The following is a 16,605-nucleotide window of genomic DNA, read 5'->3' as shown; positions in this document are numbered from 1 at the left end:
CACTTTTTCCCCTTAAACGTACAACGGATGCGTGACGTCCTCATTGATGCGTTTCGTGAACCTACTTGGCCAAAAAGACGTATCTGGGAAAGTAAGAGAAAAGTGGCTGGCATCTTCCTAGCTGGACAATACTGAGTTCATCTTCTCAGCACGATTCCACACGATTGCGGCCAGCCTCTTTGGCCCTGTAAAGCGCCATGTCCGCCCGGCCAATCATCGATTGCATGCTATCCCCGGGCTGATAGGTGCTTACGCCAAAGCTGCCTGTCTTCGGGCCGGTCACGGCGATTTCATATGCAGCCATTGCTTGCCGCAGCCTGTTGGCGATGGTGAGCGCCTCATTGCTATTGGCCCCGATACAAATCACTAAAAACTCTTCTCCACCCCATCGCCCGACCACATCCAGCGCGCGCATATGTCGTTCGAACAGACGGCTCAATTGAATCAGCACTGCATCACCAGTCTGGTGGCCGTAGGTGTCGTTGACACATTTAAATTTATCAATGTCGATCAGGATCACCGAAAAGCAGGTCTGTTGGGACTCGCAACTTGTCATCTGCAATTGCAGCAACGCATCCAGTCGCATCCGGTTTGCGAGTCCCGTCAGCGAATCCGTCATGGACAGGGTTTCCAGTTCGCGATTCTTTTCCTGCAACTCGGCCGTGCGTTCAGCCACTTGCCGAAGCAAGTCATCCGTATAGGTTTCGATGCGGTTTGACATTGCTAGAAAAGTCTTAGTCACCCGTCCAATTTCATCCTCGGAGCGATCTTCCAGCTGTACGGCGAAATTGCCTTTCGCGACGTCTTGCGCCGCTTTGTCCAGGCGTACGAGGCGGCGTAGAAGTTCCCTTTCAAACCAGACGGCGGCCGCTACCAGGGCCACAATAAAAATGCCCACGACCAACAATGCGCCGGAAGGAAAATGGGCTGACGACATCGCCGCCGAAGGCGCGATAATCGATACGACAAACCATTGAATTTCCGGTACCCAGGCCAACGCTACCATCTGCGTTTTGCGACCAATGTGTGCGCTCCAGGAAGCCGTGGTCCGCTTACCGAGCTTCAGCTCCGCCATGAGCTTGTGCAAGTTGTTCCGATCGGCTGAATTGGTAAACAGATCAAAGACCGTACTTTGCGCCTCGCCGGTCTGGGATTTACGGATAGAGGCAAAATCAATCAGGCGTAAGTTCGGATGCAACTGAATTGCCCCGGCCGCATCGATGAAAATATTCTCTCCCTCGGTGTCGGTCGTAGCGGTCTCCATGCTGCGCAACACTTCTGACAATTCAAGACCGGTTCCTACCACGGCAATAGGACGTTGCTGTTCGTCGTGTACTACAGCGTTGATCCAGATTAGCGTCTTCTGAATGTGATAATCGGTTTCCACATTCAATTGCACATCTTTCACTTTTGCCAGGACCGCATAAAACCAGCCATCCTTCACTACGTCCTTGTGCAAGGTGTAGCGCGGTTGTTGCGCCGGCTCGGTACTACCGTTCTCTTTAAAGTAATAGTTACCGGATTGTTCGATAGCAAAGAAATAGCGACGACCATGGAAAAAATTGCGATAGTCATCCAGTTCGGCCAGCGCCGCGCTGCGGGCGACCGGATCATATTCCGCCGCAATCCATTGCTTGAGAACGGGCGAACTGGCCATTTTTTGGGTCAGAGCTATTTCCTTGGAGATCAGCGTCAACAGCCTGCTCTTCTCATACAGAACATTGCGTTCAACCAGGCGCAACCCCAGAGTCTGCGTCACATCCTCCTGATACCAGCTAAAGAACTGATAGCTGACGACAGCACTGAGCAACAGAATTGCCGCAAGTGCCATCAGAAATTGCTGCCGTAATGTAGGTTTGCGTATTCCGAGCATGAACGACGTTGCCGCTCCCAACGGCGTAATATTTATCAGATTGAAAACATCATCTGACAAATAATATCTTCTAGACGTCATCTTGCCGAGGGAAAGCTGCATTCATATCGGAATGACACTTTTTCACGATGTAAGAGGCCCCTGAAAAACGGTTAGCCTTTAAGAGGCCTGACAGGGTCCGATTCAGCATGAATAGCGCCGCCCCGACTAGCGGGGTGAGGCTTCTGTCTTAATGTCCCCTGCCCTGTTCTTCGGTCAGCTGGCCAACGAATGCTCCCGGCAGCTCCTGCGGCGCATGCCTGAATGCGTCCCAGGACGAAGCTGCCGCCGGCGAGGTTTGCATCATCATCCTGACCCACTGAGAACCGTCCCGACGCACCCGAGCGCACATGCAGCGAGGGTGCGGAAATGGTCTTGAATCTGCTGTCACTGGACAGTGCCGAGAAAACAGCATCAATGGACGCGTTTTTGATGCGCACGAACCCGTCCAGCGTAGAAGGTGTAGAGAGGCCCGGATGTCGAGCTATTGACGGGCATATGGCGGAAGGATTCTTGGCATGTGACAGACCAGGCAAAGTTCGTAGCTCTTCTTAAAACCGGGAGTTGTCAAGCATTGAATTTATACTTAGCCGAAGTGCTCGGTAGCACGCAAGACTCCACGCCTAGGGTAATGCCGCTGGAAGAAGTTGAGTAAATACAGCAGCAACGACAGTCTGTTGAATTGCATTGAAATCTGACCCACTTTTGGAGTGGAGCTCGATGTGCGAAAGTTCACGCGAGGATCTTTACATGACAGATCGCGGCAGATTCCAGCACGACCGCACGAGGCCTATTCGAGGATGATCTGCACGCACAGCTGATAACCCCAGCCCCGGACAGCCTGGATCGGTGTCACGTGTGCCGGTATCTCGCTGACCAGGCTGAGTTTCTTGCGCAGGCGCACGATATGGATTTCCAGTGCGGCCTTGGTATAGGCCTCTAGCGATTTCCCCAGCAGTTCGATCAGTTGCCAGTTTTCCAGCCGTTTGCCGGGAGCCAGAATCAGGGCTGATAGCGTGCGCGACTCTTGCGGCGATAACGCGATGTCGTTGCCATTGGTGTCGGTAAGCACCATACGTTGCATATTCAGAACCGCAACGCTTGCGGGTTCCTGGTTTTTGACGCGGCGGCCGACGGCCAGGGTCGCCGCACACAATTCTTCTAGTTGTACCGGTTTGGTCAGATAGAGATCGGCGCCGCTGGTATAGCCGGCAATCTTGTCCTTGGTAAGTCCGCGCGCCGTCATCATGATGATGCCGATATTCGGTTTGGTCTGGCGCAGGCGCTGGGCCAGACTGAGGCCATCTTCGCCCGGCAATTGCAGGTCCAGCACGACAAGGTCGTAGTCGTCGGTGGCCGCCAGCGATTCGACCGCTTCCGCGCTGTCGACGCCGGTCACCTGATGGCCTTGGTTGACGAGCGTCTCCAGCACTACTTCACGCAAAGTGTCGTGGTCTTCAATGACAAGAATTTTCAGACTGGAATCCATACTTCAAAAACCACGTTGGGTTGATCGGAGAGATAGCATGCCGTACCGCCCAGCATGCTGCTTAAGCCGCGCACCAGATACAGGCCGAGGCCGGAGCCGCTGCTATGTTGTGCATAAGGTGCGCGATAGTACTTCGTAAACACTTGCTCCGGGAGCGGCCGCATGGCATCGCCGGCAACCTGGTTCTCCATCCGCATGGCGATGCCAGCTTGGCCCGCTTGTGTATGACGGGATACCAACACCTTGATCTCGCTCTGTCCGGGCGAGTATTTCAGGGCATTGCTGATCAGATTATCCAATATGGTTTTCAACAAGACCGGATCGGTTTGCAGCACGAGTGGTTCCGGGTGCGGCAGTTCCAGCCGGATTCGTTCGCTGTCGTTGCGCTGCATAACCAGTTCGACGACCAGTTCATGCAGGCTACAGGGGACTCTGGTGATCTCCAGACGGCCGTCGTCAAAGCGGCTGGCTAGGTCACTGCGCTCAATGACCGAATCGATCTGTTCGATCGCGTTTTCCGCATGGTCACGCAAACGTCCGGTCTGAGTAATCTGGCCCAGACACAAGCGCAGCGCAGCCAGCGGAGTTTTCAATTCGTGCGTGAGCATGGCCAAAAAGCGCCGCTGGACCTCGCGAGACGCCCTCTCCATTTCCGCCGTGGCAGCGGTGCGGGCAGCTTCCATCCTGGCATCCTGCAAATTCTTTTCGGCCTGGCGTGCACGCAGCATGAAATAGGCTTGCAGCGCCGCCAAGGTGCCCAAGGTGCTGGTGGTATAGCTGTTGATAAACCAGAACTGTCCCGGCAGCACGCCCAGCAAAGTCAGCGTGGCCGCCGATGCGCCCAGCAGGCTGCACGCCAGCGCCAGCACAATCAGCAGGCTGCCCAAGGATTGCTGACGATACAACTGCATGGCGCGCCACATCCCCATAAGCACGACCAGCAAAGCGCCGAAAATCAGGACGCGTTGCGTTTCCGGATAAAAGTCGATGAAGGGAGCCGGCAGGATGGCGATGCCCAGCCACATTACCATGCGATAGATGGCGCGCATCCAGAACGCCGCCCGCGCCATGTCGAGCACTTTGCTATAAAAGTAGGTGGCCGATGTCACCACCAGGATGGCGCCGATCGAGGTGCCGCGATCGGCCCAAAAGGCGGAGTCCTGAAAGACATATTCGGCCAGCAAACCATTGATGGCGAACAGCATGTAGAAGGTGACGGCCAGATGGATCAGGAAAGCGCGTTGCAGCGGATCGGCGCGCAGCGGATTGCGCAGATTGGCCAGCATGCCGGCCGCAAGCAAGCCGAAGAACAGGCCAAGCGCCGCATATTCGCGCGCGGTGTCTTCGACAAACCGATCCGGTGTAAGCGCATTGATGCCGACCACCGAGCTGCTGGTGGTCTGGAGCCGGACGTAGAGCTGCATCGGTTGCGCATCGGGGAAATCCACGCTTTGCACGAAAGCGCGATGGTGGATCGAACGGGCGGAGAAAGGAACCAGGTCGCCATGCAAATAGGGATCGAAACCTATTCCGTCGGCGCGCGGTATGAATACCTCCAGCTTGTCCAGATATGGCGGGTAAAACTCGACCAGCAAACGCCGGCTGCCATCATGCGCCGGCGGCGGCGCCATGAGTGTGAAGCGAAGCCAGTGTACCTGGCGCGTATAGCCGGCCGAAAAACCGTGGGGAGCGGCAATGAAATCGCTTGCGCGCGAGGGCCGGGTGACAGTCTGTATGGTTTCTGTCCCATACGGATCGAGCAGCACAGCCAGTTCGCGCACGGCCGGGGCTTCCTCGTTTTTTGCATATGCATTCCCGCTCAACTGCATGCCGACGCATAACAGAAGAACGTAGGCGAGGCGGACAAGGAAGGAATGAGCCATGGCGGCGATTATGTCAGATTCAATCCGGCCGATGCACGGTGCACTGCGACTGTTGCAAAAAGATACGAAGCGATACGCGATGAAGGGTTTTGAAGGGTTTGAAAAAAGGCATTTGCTACCCTGCTCGCCACAGACCAATGACAAGTCAAAATGTGGGAGAGGGATCGATGAATCGCAGCAAAGCAAACGCTTTAAACCCGGCCGTCTTCAAACGTACAGATACGCCGGCATTGAAAACGCGGCCGCTGGCGCAGGCGATCAGCGCGGCGATCCTGCTGTTGGGTACCGCATCGGCGGCGCAGGTTTATGCTGACACCATCGTCGGTTCCGGCACCACGAGCAGCCCGATCAACGTCGGCACGGGCGCTTCCGTCAATCTGATCCAGGTCGATAGTGGCGGTACGATCACTGGCGGCACCGGTGTTCAAGTTTTCCAAGGCTCCATCGGCACGTTGAATAATAGTGGCACAATTTCCTCGCTCACCGGCGCGAGCGCCATCAACAATTCCCAAGGCACAATCGGCTCCCTGAACAATTTCAACTTCATCGAGAGCCAAACCGGGATCCAGAACCGCAACAACGGACAAATCGGCACGCTGACCAACCAAGGCACCATTATTGGGAGCACCTACGGCATTGAAAATACGAGCGGCGGTACGATAGGCACGTTCGACAACAGCGGCACGATAACGGGGACCTCTTTTGCCGGCGTACGCAACGACAATGTGATCAATACGTTCATCAACAGCGGCACCATCACGGGCGGCACCAACGGCGTCTACAACTGGGGCGCGGGCGGGACGATCGGCTCGCTTAACAACAGCGGCAGCATCAGCGGCGGCCAGCATGGCATCTACAACAATTCCATCGCTGGTACGGCCTCATCGATCGGCACGCTTTCCAACAGCGGCCGAATCACGTCTAGTACCGGCATCGGTATCACCAATAACGGCGCCCTGGCCACCATTACCCTAATCAACAATACCAGCGACGGTACCATCAGCGGCGCGTCTCTGGCGATCCAGAACAACAACGGCCTGATTGGCACGATTGCCAACGCCGGCCTGGTTGCTGGGGACATCGCCAATAATTCCACCAACGCGCTGACCATCACCGGCGCCACCGTTGCAGGCAGCTTCGGCACATTGACCGGCTACGACACCAGCACCAACGCCGTCGGCACTATCACCAACACACAGTCCAATCTGGTGCTCGCCGGCGGCAATATCTTCCTCAATGACAATGTCAATGTCGGCAGCAACAGCATGATCAACTCCGGCAACCTGGCCGTTGCCAATCTCATGACGATTACCGGCAACTATGTGCAGACGGGGTCCGGCACGCTGACCAGCAATGTCGGCAGCGGCGCCAGCGTCAACGGTAATTTCCTGGCCGATACCGGCTACGGCCGTCTCTCAGTGACGGGTACCGCCACATTGCAAAGCGGCGCTGCGGTGGTGCTGACAAGCACCGGCTATGCCTTTGCCAACGGCCAGCGGTTTGTGGTGATTGAAGGCAATTCATCTTCCTCTTACGACACCGTCAACGGCAGATTCAGCGCAAGCGGCTATCGCGGCACGGTAACCGCCGCGCAGCAAGCCGATGGAGCTAACCAGGCACTGGTGTTGTCTCTGTCCGGCCCCAGCGCGACAAACGCACCCACCACACCAACCGCCATCGCCGTTCTCGGTGGCCTGCAACGCTACACCGGCATACAGGCCGGCCTGCTCGATCTCTATAACGCCTCGCTTGCCATAGGCAGCAGCGCCGAAGCCAATCGCGTCGGCGCTCAACTGGCGCCGACGCAGAATTTCAGTGCCGGCGACGCCACCTCGACTGCGACTTTCGATGCGCTCAATGTGGTCGGCTCGCATGTGGATGCGATGCGCTTTGCCGCCGCCAGCAGCGGCGTGGCTACCGGCGAAAGCAGCGCCGATCCGGCTGCATGGGGGCAGTTCTATGGCGGCCATGCACATCAGGGCATGCGCGACTCGGTCAGTGGCTATGCCTCGTCCTATGGCGGCCTGGTGCTGGGGGTAGATCGCAGTCTGAACCAGAGCTGGCGTGCCGGTGGCGCATTCTCCTATAGCAATACCGCAGTCGATGGCGCGGACGATCTGCGCGGCGACTCATCCCATGTCAATTCCTACGGCCTGATCGCTTATGCCGGCTACACCGGTAATCCCTGGTACGTGAATCTGTCGGCCAGCGCCAACTTGCAAAAGTACACGACATCACGCATGGTTTCGTTTACCGGTTTCTCCGGCAAGGCGGACGGGCGCTTCAACGGGCAGCAATACGTCGCCCGCGCCGAATTTGGTTATCCGCTGACGCTGGCAAACAATTACACGGCCACGCCGATTGCGGCGCTCAGCTACAGCTATCAAAAGCAGGATGGCTACACGGAGTCGGGCGGCAACGGCGCCGCGCTGTCGATAGACGGCACTCACGTCAACGCCCTGCGCAGCAGCCTGGGCGGCAAGCTGGAGCGGGTGTTGAAGACCGAATACGGTGATCTGCTGCCGTTCGCGCAATTGATGTGGACACATCAATATAATGGAGGCCGCGCTGCCACCAGCGCCAACTTTGCGGCCGATACCTTGGGGGAAACCCGTTTCATGATCGTCGGCGCTTCTCCTGTCCAGGATACGGCCGAACTACGCCTCGGCGCCAATCTGATCCGCAGCGACAGCCTGAGCATTTCCTTGCGCTATGACCTGCAGGCGGCATCACGTTATTTGTCGCAGGCATTGAGTCTGCGTCTGCGCAAACAATTCTGACGCGTGCAGCGGCCTTTCGCATGGCCGCGGCCGCAAGTCATGGCATTGCTGTTGAATCGCATTGAAAGCTGACCCACTTTTGGAGTGAACCCCTCGGGCTGGACCAGGGGCTGGCGATGAAGTGATACGCTTGTCGTGCCTTCTCAGGAGGAGCGACATCAACACTTGAAAAACATATAGAGGAGTTAAAACCCTTATACAACGGGGCTAAGAACAGAAAATAGGTTCGCAACAACTCCCTGAACTACCAAGATTAGGAAGTTATCGACATTCCAGCTCAAGCTGAAATGAAGCTTTCTCCCGGCCGCAACGTCAACACCTGCACGCCTTTCCTGGTCACCGCCACCGTATGTTCAAACTGCGCAGACAGCTGGCCGTCGGCCGTCACCACGGTCCATCCATCTTCTTCGGTGCGGCAGGCATGGTGGCCCTGGTTCAGCATCGGCTCGATGGTGAATACCATTCCTTCCTGCAGGACGATACCTGTCTTCGGTCGCCCCCAATGCAGTACCTCCGGCGGCTCGTGCATTTCCCGACCGATGCCATGGCCGCAGAACTCGCGGACCACCGAAAAACCGTGACGATGAGCGTGGCGTTGAATGGCATAGCCAACATCGCCAAGCTGCGCGCCTGGCCGCACGGCATGGATGCCTTTCCACATGGCTTCATAGGTGATCTGCACCAGATGCCGGGCTTCCGGCGTGACCGCTCCGATCAGGTAGGTCTTGCTGGAGTCGGCAATGTAGCCGTTCTTCTCCAGCGTAATGTCGAAGTTGACGATGTCGCCGTCCCTCAGGATCTCCGTTTCCGACGGCACACCATGACAGATCACCTTGTTGCGCGATGAATTGAGGGCGAATGCGTAGCCATACTGGCCTTTGCTGGCCGGCCGCGCCCGTAGCTCGTCGACGATAAAACGGTCAACCCAGTCGTTGACCTGCATGGTGGACATGCCGGCAAGCTCTAGCTGATCCAGCCCGCTGAATACGCTGGCCAGCAGCCTGCCCGATTCGGCCAACAGGGCGATTTCTTCGGGGCGCTTCTTCATGTCGGCGTCACTCTGACACTGGGCGTGACCACGCCTGCCTCCTGCAATTCGCGGGCGATGATCTGGTTGAAGGAAAGTGTGGGATTGGTCTCGGCCAGAACGCCGATCTTGATCCAGAAAGCCGCCTGCGCATTGATGGAGCGGCACGATACCGCTGTGGCCTTGCGGATCTGGTCGTGCAAGTCGTCGTCGATGTTCACAATACCCATGGTTGACCTGTATATATATGATTTATATACGAAGTATATATTCATATGAAAAAGCAGGTCAACCACTTGGGTACGCCTTCCTGGCGTCGGCGTTCAGGCGTCCATGGGTTCTGCGATGCCCCGATACTGCCCGCGAAAATACAGCAATGGCTGTGCGCCTGCCGGCTTTTGCTGCTCCATGGCAAGCACCTCGCCGATGACGATGAGATGATCGCCAGCGACATGTTCGGCATGAAGCCGACAATCCAGCCAGTGCAGACTGCGGGCAATGATCGGGTTGCCCAGGGGCGAGGCCTGCCAATCCACCCCCTGCCACTTGTCGTCGCCGCGGCGGGCGAACTGCCTGGAAATATCCGACTGATCGGCGGCCAGGATATTGACCGCAAAGCGCCCTGCCCGCCGGATTGCCGGATAACTGGCCGAACTGGACATGACGCTGAAGGACACCAGCGGCGGGTTCATCGACACGCTGTAGAACGACTGGCAAGTGAAGCCGATCGGTCCGGTTTCTACCAGCGAGGTAATCACCGTGATGCCGGAGGCGTAATACCCGAGCGCCTCGCGAAAACGCAATGGGTCGATGCTTGTGCTGGTCAATGACATGATGGAACGGGAATGCAGCTTGGGAACACCGTTACCCAAACGGATGTAAAAAGTCAGCATCAGCCTGGACGGCCACCGCGCACCGCTGCGGCCACCGTCCGGGCAGGTAGGCTTACCTCGCCAGTTCCCGGCGAATGATCTCCGCACCAGCAGTAAGTGCATTGAGCTTGCCTTGGGCGACGTCACGCGCCAGGGGCGCCATGCCGCAGTTGGTGCAAGGATAGAGCTTGTCGGCATCAACGAACTGCAGTGCCTTGCGCAGGGTGTCGGCGACCTCCTCCGGGGTCTCGATGGTATTGCTGGCGACATCGATGGCGCCGACCATCACCTTCTTGCCACGGATCAGTTCGATCAGGTCCATGGGAACGCGCGAATTGTGGCACTCCAGCGAGACGATATCGATGCCGGACTGTTGCAGCTTCGGGAATGCTTCCTCGTATTGCCGCCACTCCGATCCCAGGGTCTTCTTCCAGTCGGTGTTGGCCTTGATGCCATAGCCGTAGCAGATATGGACGGCGGTCTCACACTTCAGTCCTTCGATAGCGCGTTCCAGCGTGGCCACGCCCCAGTCGTTGACTTCGTCGAAGAAGACATTGAAGGCCGGCTCATCGAACTGGATGATGTCTACGCCGGCCGCTTCCAGCTCCCGGGCTTCCTGATTGAGGATCTTGGCGAATTCCCAGGCCAGTTTTTCGCGGCTCTTGTAGTGGGCGTCATAGAGCGTGTCGATCATGGTCATGGGGCCAGGCAGCGCCCATTTGATGGTTTGCCCGGTCTGCTGGCGCAGGAACCTGGCGTCTTCCACGAAGACCGGCTTCTGGCGCGAGACGGCGCCGACGACGGTGGGCACGCTGGCATCGTAGCGGTCACGGATACGCACGGTCTCGCGCTTCTCGAAATCAACCCCATCCAGGTGTTCGATGAAGGTGGTCACGAAATGCTGGCGCGTCTGTTCGCCGTCACTGACGATATCGATGCCGGCATGAACCTGCTCCTGCAGCGACAGGCGCAAGGCATCGCGCTTGCCGTCACGCAGTTCTTCGCCTTGCAGTTTCCAAGGTGACCAGAGCTTCTCGGGTTCGGCGAGCCAGGAAGGTTTGGGCAGACTGCCGGCGGTGGAGGTAGGTAAGAGTTTTTTCACGTTGGATGACCTGTTCTGTTGTATGAATCCGTGCGGGCAATCAATGGGCGTAATGGGCAGACCACTGCGCCAGGACTGCCTGGTAAGGCTTGATGAAGTGTTCTTCGGCAAACCTGCCCTGCTCCACCGCCAGCCGGCTGCGTTCTTCGCGGTCGTAGACGATGCGGGTCAGCGAATAATCCTGGTGCTTCAGGCTGGGCCGATAGGACTTGCCGGCAACCGAATTGGCGTTGTAGATCTCGGGCCGGTAGATCTTCTGGAAGGTCTCCATCGTGCTGATGGTGCTGATCAGTTCCAGGTTGGTGTAGTCCCCGAGCAGATCGCCGGAGAAATAGAATGCCAGCGGCGCGGCGCTGTCGGGCGGCATGAAATAGCGCACCTGCATGCCCATCTTGCCGAAGTATTCATCGGTCAGCGAATACTCGTCCTGCAAATATTCCACACCCAATACCGGGTGCCGGTTCTCGGTGCGCCGATAGGTCCTGCTGCTGGAGACGCTCAGGCAGATGACCGGCGGTTTGTCGTAATGCGCCCGATATACGTCCGACTCGACGAAGGACTTGAACAGCTGTCCATGCAGGTCACCAAAATCCTCGGGAGCGCTGAAGACAGGCTGGTTGCGGTTGCGCTCCAGCAGGACCACGCTGAAATCGTAATCGCGCACATAGGAGGAGAAGTTGTTGCCGACGATCCCGGCGATACGTTCGCCGGTCTTCTGATCGATGATCGTCGTCTTCAGTATCTCGATCAGGGGGAGCCCCTGGGCAGCAGCCTGGCCGGCGACCATCATTTCGACCGAGACGATCTCCAGCGCGACGTGATAACGGTCGCCTGCCGGATTGTCCCAATGCGCCAGGGCATTGAAACGGTTGTCGATCATGCAGAAGGTGTTGCGCAGGTTCTCCTGGCGGCTTTCCCCCCTGGCCAGATTGGCGAAGTTGGTGGTGATGCGCGTGTTTTCGGAAGGACGATAGTCCTCATCGAAGTGGATGCTCTTGATGGCAAATGCAAATTCTTTGGTCATGATGATTCAGCCCCTGGCCGTCCTGGTGGTGACGATGTTCGAAGCGAATCTTATGCCCAGTCATCCATGAAAAAAAGTGAAATGATCTCATTGATCCATTAGATCTGCTCATAAGCAGGCGCAAGGCCCTCCGCCGCTGCAGACCCGCCGCATGCCGGGCATGCATTTTCCAAGGAAGCACATGCGGAATGCTTCGTTCAGGCCGGCACGGCGCTTTGGTCTAATAGCGCAACGTTGCGGCAACTGCACTTCTTGACCCTTCATTCACCACGCCCGCATGGCCGCCACGGCCAGGGCGAGCCGTCGCAGGGCGCATGTCAAAGAAGCCCGGCCCGACCGCAACACCACACCGACAACAGGGGAAACCATGCTACACACCAGACTCCTGCGCTCCCTGCTGGGCGCAGCCACACTGCTCATCGCCGGCGCTGCTGCAACCGCACCTGCTACGGCAGCTGCCCCCACACCGGGCGGGACTCTCACCACCATCATCCAGCCCGAACCGGTGATCCTGACCTCGGCCCTGAACACAGCCGCACCGACCGGCTTCTTCAGTGCCAACGTCTTCGATGGCCTGGTCGAATACGACAACGATTTCAAGTTGAAACCGGCCCTGGCCGAGCGCTGGGAGTTCTCCAAGGACGGCAAGACCCTGACCTTCTACCTGCGCCGTGGCGTCAAATGGCACGACGGCAAGCCCTTTACTTCGGCCGACGTGAAATGGACCCTGGAAAACGTCTGGAGGAAGATCCACCCGCGCAACCAGATCCTCTACGGCAAGGTCACCTCCACCGACACGCCGGACGACCACACCGTCGTGATCCACTTCAGCGAACCCTCGCTGGCCGTGCTCAGTTCGCTCAACAGCAATGGCGCCCAGGTGCTGCCCAAGCACTTGTACGAAGGCACCGACATCCTCAACAACCCCTACAACAACAAGCCCATCGGCACCGGTCCCTTCGTCTTCAAGGAATGGAGCCGTGGCAACTACATCACCCTCGAACGCAACCCTGAATACTGGGACAAGGGCAAGCCCTATCTGGACAAGATCGTCTTCAAGGTCGTACCTGATGCCGGTGCCCGCGCTGCCGCGCTGGAAAAGGGCGAGGCCCAGTACGCTCCGTTCTCGCCAGTGCCGCTCAAGGACGCCGAGCGCCTGGCCAAGCTGCCCAGCCTGAAGCTGGAGACACGCGGCTATGAATGGCTCTCGCCCTGGCTGTTCGTGGACATCAACCTCGACCGTCCCTACTTCAAGGACCTGCGCGTGCGCCAGGCCCTGACCTATGCGATCGACCGCAATGCCTTCAACAAGGTGGTGTGGTACGGCTTCGGCAAGCCGGCCGACAGCCCGGTGGTCTCCACCCTCAAGCAATTCCACACCAGCGACGTGCCGCAATACGGCTTCGACCCCAAGAAGGCCGAAGCCCTGCTGGATGAAGCCGGCCTCAAGCGCGGTGCCGACGGCACCCGCCTGAAGATCAACCTGGATTACCTGCCCTACGGCGACGACTTCAAGCGCAGCGGCGAATTCATCCGCAATTCCCTGAAGCGCGTGGGCATCGAGGTCAACGTGCGGGCGCAGGACACGCCGACCTACACCAAGCGTGTCTATGGCGATCGCGACTACGACCTGTCGGTGGTCTGGTTCGCCGGCTTTGCCGATCCGCTGGTCGGTGTCACCCGCGCCTACTGGAGCGATTCGGTGGGCAAGAACATCCCCTGGAGCAATGGTTCCGGCTACCGCAGCGCCGAGGCCGACAAGCTGATCTCGCAGGCCCAGGGTTCGGCCAGCCAGAGCGAGCGCATCGCCCTGTTCAAGAAGCTGCAGCAGCAGGTGCAGACCGACCTGCCCTCGCTGCCACTGCTGGAACTGCACTTCTTCACGGTGCAATCCTCCAGCCTGAAGGATGCCGTGGCCGGCGTCGATCAGGTCTATGGATCGCTGAAGAATGCCTGGTTCGACAGCGGCGCCAAGGTGGCGGCCAATCCCGCCGCGCCGCAACGCTAAGGACCGCGAATGAGCCTGAGCCTGGAGACCACGGCCTCCTCTGAGCCTCCCCAGCCCGCCAAGCCGCCCCTGTCACGCCGGGGCAGGCTATGGCAGGCCACCGTGCGCCGTCTGCTGCAATTGCTGGCGGTGGTGCTGGGCGTGGCGGTGATCAATTTCTTCCTGCTGCGGCTGGCGCCGGGTGATGCCGCCCAGGTGCTGGCCGGGGAAGCCGGTGCGGCCACTCCCGAATACCTGGCGACCCTGCGCGCCCAATTCGGGCTGGACCAGCCATTGTTGGTCCAGTTTGGCAAATACCTGCTGCATCTGCTGCAGTTCGACCTCGGCTATTCCTTCCGTCACGGCATGCCGGTGGCGCAACTGATTGGCGAGCGCGTGCCGGCCACCCTGCTGCTGATGGGCGCCAGCATCCTGCTGGCGGCAGTGGGCGGCGTGGTGCTGGGCAGCCTGGCAGCCTACCGCGCCGGCAAGCTGGTCGATCTGCTGGTGTCCTTGCTGGCGCTGGTGTTCTTCGCCACGCCGCTGTTCTGGATCGGCCTGATGCTGGTGGTGGTCTTCTCTGTCTGGCTGGACTGGCTGCCGGTGGGCGGCATGATCACGGTCGAAGCCGGCTATACCGGTTTCGCCCACGTCCTGGACGTGGCGCGCCATTTGGTGTTGCCTGCCCTGACGCTGGGCCTGTTCTACATGGCGGTCTATACGCGTCTCATGCGCGCCACCATGATCGAGGTGCGGCGCCAGGATTTCGTGCGCACCGCCGTGGCCAAGGGGGCGCCCGCGCATCGGGTACTGGTGGTGCATGTGCTGCGCAATGCCTTGCTGCCGCTGGTCACCATGCTGGGCGTGCAGGCCAGCGCCATCGTTGGCGGCGCGGTGCTGGTGGAGACCGTGTTCTCCTGGCCCGGCCTGGGCCGACTGGCCTTCGAGGCGCTGTTCCAGCGCGACTTCAACCTGCTGCTGGGCATCCTGCTGTGCAGTTCGACCGTGGTGGTGGTGGTCAACTGGATCGTCGATGCCCTCTATGTGCGGCTGGATCCACGCATCCGCCTGCAATGAAAAGACCGACATGAGCACCCTCACCCTCCCCCATCCTTATCCCTCGGCCGCGGGCGGCGTTCTTGCGCGCCTGCGGCGCTCGCCCTCGGCGCTGGCCGGCAGCCTGCTGTTGCTGCTGGTGTTGTTCATGGCGGCCTCGGCCGGCTGGCTGTTTCCCGGCGATCCACTGGACATGGTGGCCGAACCCTTCCTGCGGCCCGGCGTGGACCTCGCCTATCCGCTGGGCAGCGACATGCTGGGGCGCAACCTGCTGGCCGGCATCTTCCATGGCGCGCGCGTGTCGCTGCTGATCGCCGCCGTCTCCACCGCCATCGCGTTGCTGCTGGGCGTGAGCGGCGGCCTGCTGGCCGGCTATTACGGTGGCTGGCTGGATGCGGCATTGATGCGGGTGACCGAGTTCTTCCAGACCATTCCCTCCTTCCTGTTTTCACTGGCCATCGTGGCGGTGATCCAGCCTACCGTGTGGACCATCGCCCTGGCCATCGGCGTGACCGCCTGGCCCAGCCTGGCGCGGCTGGTACGGGCCGAGGCCCTGAAACTGCGGCACGGCGAGATGGTGCGCGCCAGCATCGCCCTGGGTGCCAGCGATGCCCGCATCCTGCTGCGCGACATCCTGCCCAATGCCGCCACCCCGATCCTGGTATCGGCCTCGCTGATGGTGGCCAGCGCCATCCTCACCGAATCCAGCCTGGCCTTCCTCGGCCTGGGCGACCCCAATGCCGCCAGCTGGGGCAACATGGTCGGCGCCGGCCGCGAAGTGCTGCGCACCGACTGGTACATCACCACCATCCCGGGCCTGGCCATCGTCTTCACGGTGCTGGCCCTCAATCTCCTGGGCGACGGACTGGCCGATGTGCTCGATCCGCGCGAACGCAAATAGGACTTTTCCATGGCACGTGTCTCCACCCTGCTCTCCCATCAACTGCCGGCCGGCGAAGCCCGCCGCATCTTCGAAAAGGTCGAGAACGAATACGGCGCCTTCGGCAACATGCTGGGCGTGATGGCGCACAAGCCGGCCTCCATCGAACATCTCTATGGCCTGCTGCTGGGTTTCGCCGCCGAGGGCAATCTCTCGCGCCTGCACCTGGAAATCGTGCTGGTGACTGCATCGCGGGCCAACGAATGTACCTACTGCGTCTCGCACCATGCCCCCAAGCTGCAGGCCGAACAGGTCAGCGCCGAGACAGTGGAGCGCATCCTGGAGCCGGACGTCCCCGGCCTGGGCCCGGTGGAACTGCTGGTGCGCGACTATGCCCTGGCCGTCACCCGGCAGCGCGTCGGCGATTCGCTGGTAGCGCGCCTGCGCGAGCATTTCAATGAATCCCAGATCGTCGAACTGACGCTGCGGGCAGCGCTGTGCGCCTTCTTTGCGCGCTTCAACGAAGCGCTGGACGTGCAACTGGAACCGCAATACCAGAGCGCCGTACTGGCTGCCTGAACCAAGGAAACCAT

At 59.4% G+C, this 16,605-nt stretch carries 13 protein-coding genes; 5 read left to right on the top strand and 8 right to left on the bottom strand.

Annotated elements, in window-relative coordinates; all coding sequences use genetic code 11:
* Nucleotides 1-145: 145 nt before the first annotated feature.
* The 3 genes from I5R65_RS01215 to I5R65_RS01205 all read right to left on the bottom strand — a co-directional run bounded on the left by I5R65_RS01215 (nt 146) and on the right by I5R65_RS01205 (nt 5,284).
* Nucleotides 146-1,975, bottom strand: a complete 1,830-nt coding sequence (locus I5R65_RS01215; protein ID WP_196871919.1) for a diguanylate cyclase — start codon at nt 1,973-1,975, stop codon at nt 146-148.
* 727 nt (nt 1,976-2,702) lie between these two features.
* Nucleotides 2,703-3,401 carry a response regulator transcription factor gene (locus I5R65_RS01210; RefSeq protein ID WP_196871918.1) on the bottom strand — a complete coding sequence of 233 codons (699 nt, stop codon included), beginning with the start codon at nt 3,399-3,401 and terminating at the stop codon, nt 2,703-2,705.
* Complete coding sequence (locus I5R65_RS01205) at nt 3,386-5,284, bottom strand: sensor histidine kinase (protein WP_196871917.1); 1,899 nt, start codon at nt 5,282-5,284, stop codon at nt 3,386-3,388. Before I5R65_RS01205 ends, I5R65_RS01210 begins: the two co-directional genes overlap by 16 nt.
* A 167-nt stretch (nt 5,285-5,451) precedes the next feature.
* Here I5R65_RS01205 and I5R65_RS01200 point away from each other — a divergent pair, with 167 nt between their 5' ends.
* Nucleotides 5,452-8,064 (top strand): autotransporter domain-containing protein, encoded by a 2,613-nt coding sequence (locus tag I5R65_RS01200; protein ID WP_196871916.1) that lies wholly within the window; start codon nt 5,452-5,454, stop codon nt 8,062-8,064.
* A 277-nt stretch (nt 8,065-8,341) separates the two neighbouring features.
* Here I5R65_RS01200 and map read toward each other — a convergent pair whose 3' ends face one another.
* From map to I5R65_RS01175, 5 genes are all read right to left on the bottom strand, one after another.
* Complete coding sequence (gene map, locus I5R65_RS01195; protein ID WP_196871915.1) at nt 8,342-9,112, bottom strand: type I methionyl aminopeptidase; 771 nt, start codon at nt 9,110-9,112, stop codon at nt 8,342-8,344.
* Entirely contained in the window at nt 9,109-9,321 is a 213-nt protein-coding gene (locus I5R65_RS01190) for a ParD-like family protein (protein ID WP_196871914.1), read from the bottom strand. The genes map and I5R65_RS01190 overlap by 4 nt, the downstream gene beginning before the upstream one ends.
* A 93-nt stretch (nt 9,322-9,414) precedes the next feature.
* A complete protein-coding gene (locus I5R65_RS01185) occupies nt 9,415-9,984 on the bottom strand; it encodes a flavin reductase family protein (RefSeq protein ID WP_231395029.1) in 570 nt (189 codons plus the stop codon).
* Between the two features lie 52 nt (nt 9,985-10,036).
* Nucleotides 10,037-11,065, bottom strand: coding sequence for a methionine synthase (locus tag I5R65_RS01180; RefSeq protein WP_196871913.1), 1,029 nt, complete (start codon nt 11,063-11,065; stop codon nt 10,037-10,039).
* 40 nt (nt 11,066-11,105) lie between these two features.
* Nucleotides 11,106-12,089, bottom strand: a complete 984-nt coding sequence (locus I5R65_RS01175; RefSeq protein WP_196871912.1) for a DUF1852 domain-containing protein — start codon at nt 12,087-12,089, stop codon at nt 11,106-11,108.
* A 367-nt stretch (nt 12,090-12,456) separates the two neighbouring features.
* Between I5R65_RS01175 and I5R65_RS01170 the strand changes: the two genes are divergently transcribed.
* Genes I5R65_RS01170 through I5R65_RS01155 form a run of 4 tightly spaced genes read left to right on the top strand, consistent with a single transcriptional unit; the run spans nt 12,457 to nt 16,591 of the window.
* Nucleotides 12,457-14,097 (top strand): ABC transporter substrate-binding protein, encoded by a 1,641-nt coding sequence (locus I5R65_RS01170; RefSeq protein ID WP_196871911.1) that lies wholly within the window; start codon nt 12,457-12,459, stop codon nt 14,095-14,097.
* Between the two features lie 9 nt (nt 14,098-14,106).
* Complete coding sequence (locus I5R65_RS01165) at nt 14,107-15,153, top strand: ABC transporter permease (RefSeq protein WP_231395028.1); 1,047 nt, start codon at nt 14,107-14,109, stop codon at nt 15,151-15,153.
* 10 nt (nt 15,154-15,163) lie between these two features.
* Nucleotides 15,164-16,033 (top strand): ABC transporter permease, encoded by an 870-nt coding sequence (locus I5R65_RS01160; RefSeq protein WP_231395027.1) that lies wholly within the window; start codon nt 15,164-15,166, stop codon nt 16,031-16,033.
* 9 nt (nt 16,034-16,042) lie between these two features.
* Nucleotides 16,043-16,591: a carboxymuconolactone decarboxylase family protein gene (locus I5R65_RS01155; RefSeq protein WP_196871910.1), complete on the top strand. Its 549-nt coding sequence runs from the start codon at nt 16,043-16,045 to the stop codon at nt 16,589-16,591.
* Nucleotides 16,592-16,605 lie beyond the last annotated feature (14 nt).

Source organism: Herbaspirillum sp. AP02 (genome assembly GCF_015767275.1).
GTDB lineage: Bacteria > Pseudomonadota > Gammaproteobacteria > Burkholderiales > Burkholderiaceae_D > Herbaspirillum.
The sequence above is the reverse complement of the archived record's forward strand: the minus strand, read 5'-3'. Positions and strand labels throughout refer to the sequence as shown.

Excerpts from the sequence above, each read along its gene's own strand:
- I5R65_RS01170 (WP_196871911.1), top strand. The coding sequence starts at position 12,457 with ATGCTACACACCAGACTCCTGCGCTCCCTGCTGGGCGCAGCCACACTG.
- I5R65_RS01165 (WP_231395028.1), top strand. The coding sequence starts at position 14,107 with ATGAGCCTGAGCCTGGAGACCACGGCCTCCTCTGAGCCTCCCCAGCCC.
- I5R65_RS01200 (WP_196871916.1), top strand. The coding sequence starts at position 5,452 with ATGAATCGCAGCAAAGCAAACGCTTTAAACCCGGCCGTCTTCAAACGT.
- I5R65_RS01215 (WP_196871919.1), bottom strand. The coding sequence starts at position 1,975 with ATGCAGCTTTCCCTCGGCAAGATGACGTCTAGAAGATATTATTTGTCA.
- I5R65_RS01155 (WP_196871910.1), top strand. The coding sequence starts at position 16,043 with ATGGCACGTGTCTCCACCCTGCTCTCCCATCAACTGCCGGCCGGCGAA.
- I5R65_RS01205 (WP_196871917.1), bottom strand. The coding sequence starts at position 5,284 with ATGGCTCATTCCTTCCTTGTCCGCCTCGCCTACGTTCTTCTGTTATGC.
- map (WP_196871915.1), bottom strand. The coding sequence starts at position 9,112 with ATGAAGAAGCGCCCCGAAGAAATCGCCCTGTTGGCCGAATCGGGCAGG.
- I5R65_RS01210 (WP_196871918.1), bottom strand. The coding sequence starts at position 3,401 with ATGGATTCCAGTCTGAAAATTCTTGTCATTGAAGACCACGACACTTTG.
- I5R65_RS01175 (WP_196871912.1), bottom strand. The coding sequence starts at position 12,089 with ATGACCAAAGAATTTGCATTTGCCATCAAGAGCATCCACTTCGATGAG.
- I5R65_RS01190 (WP_196871914.1), bottom strand. The coding sequence starts at position 9,321 with ATGGGTATTGTGAACATCGACGACGACTTGCACGACCAGATCCGCAAG.
- I5R65_RS01160 (WP_231395027.1), top strand. The coding sequence starts at position 15,164 with ATGAGCACCCTCACCCTCCCCCATCCTTATCCCTCGGCCGCGGGCGGC.
- I5R65_RS01185 (WP_231395029.1), bottom strand. The coding sequence starts at position 9,984 with ATGCTGACTTTTTACATCCGTTTGGGTAACGGTGTTCCCAAGCTGCAT.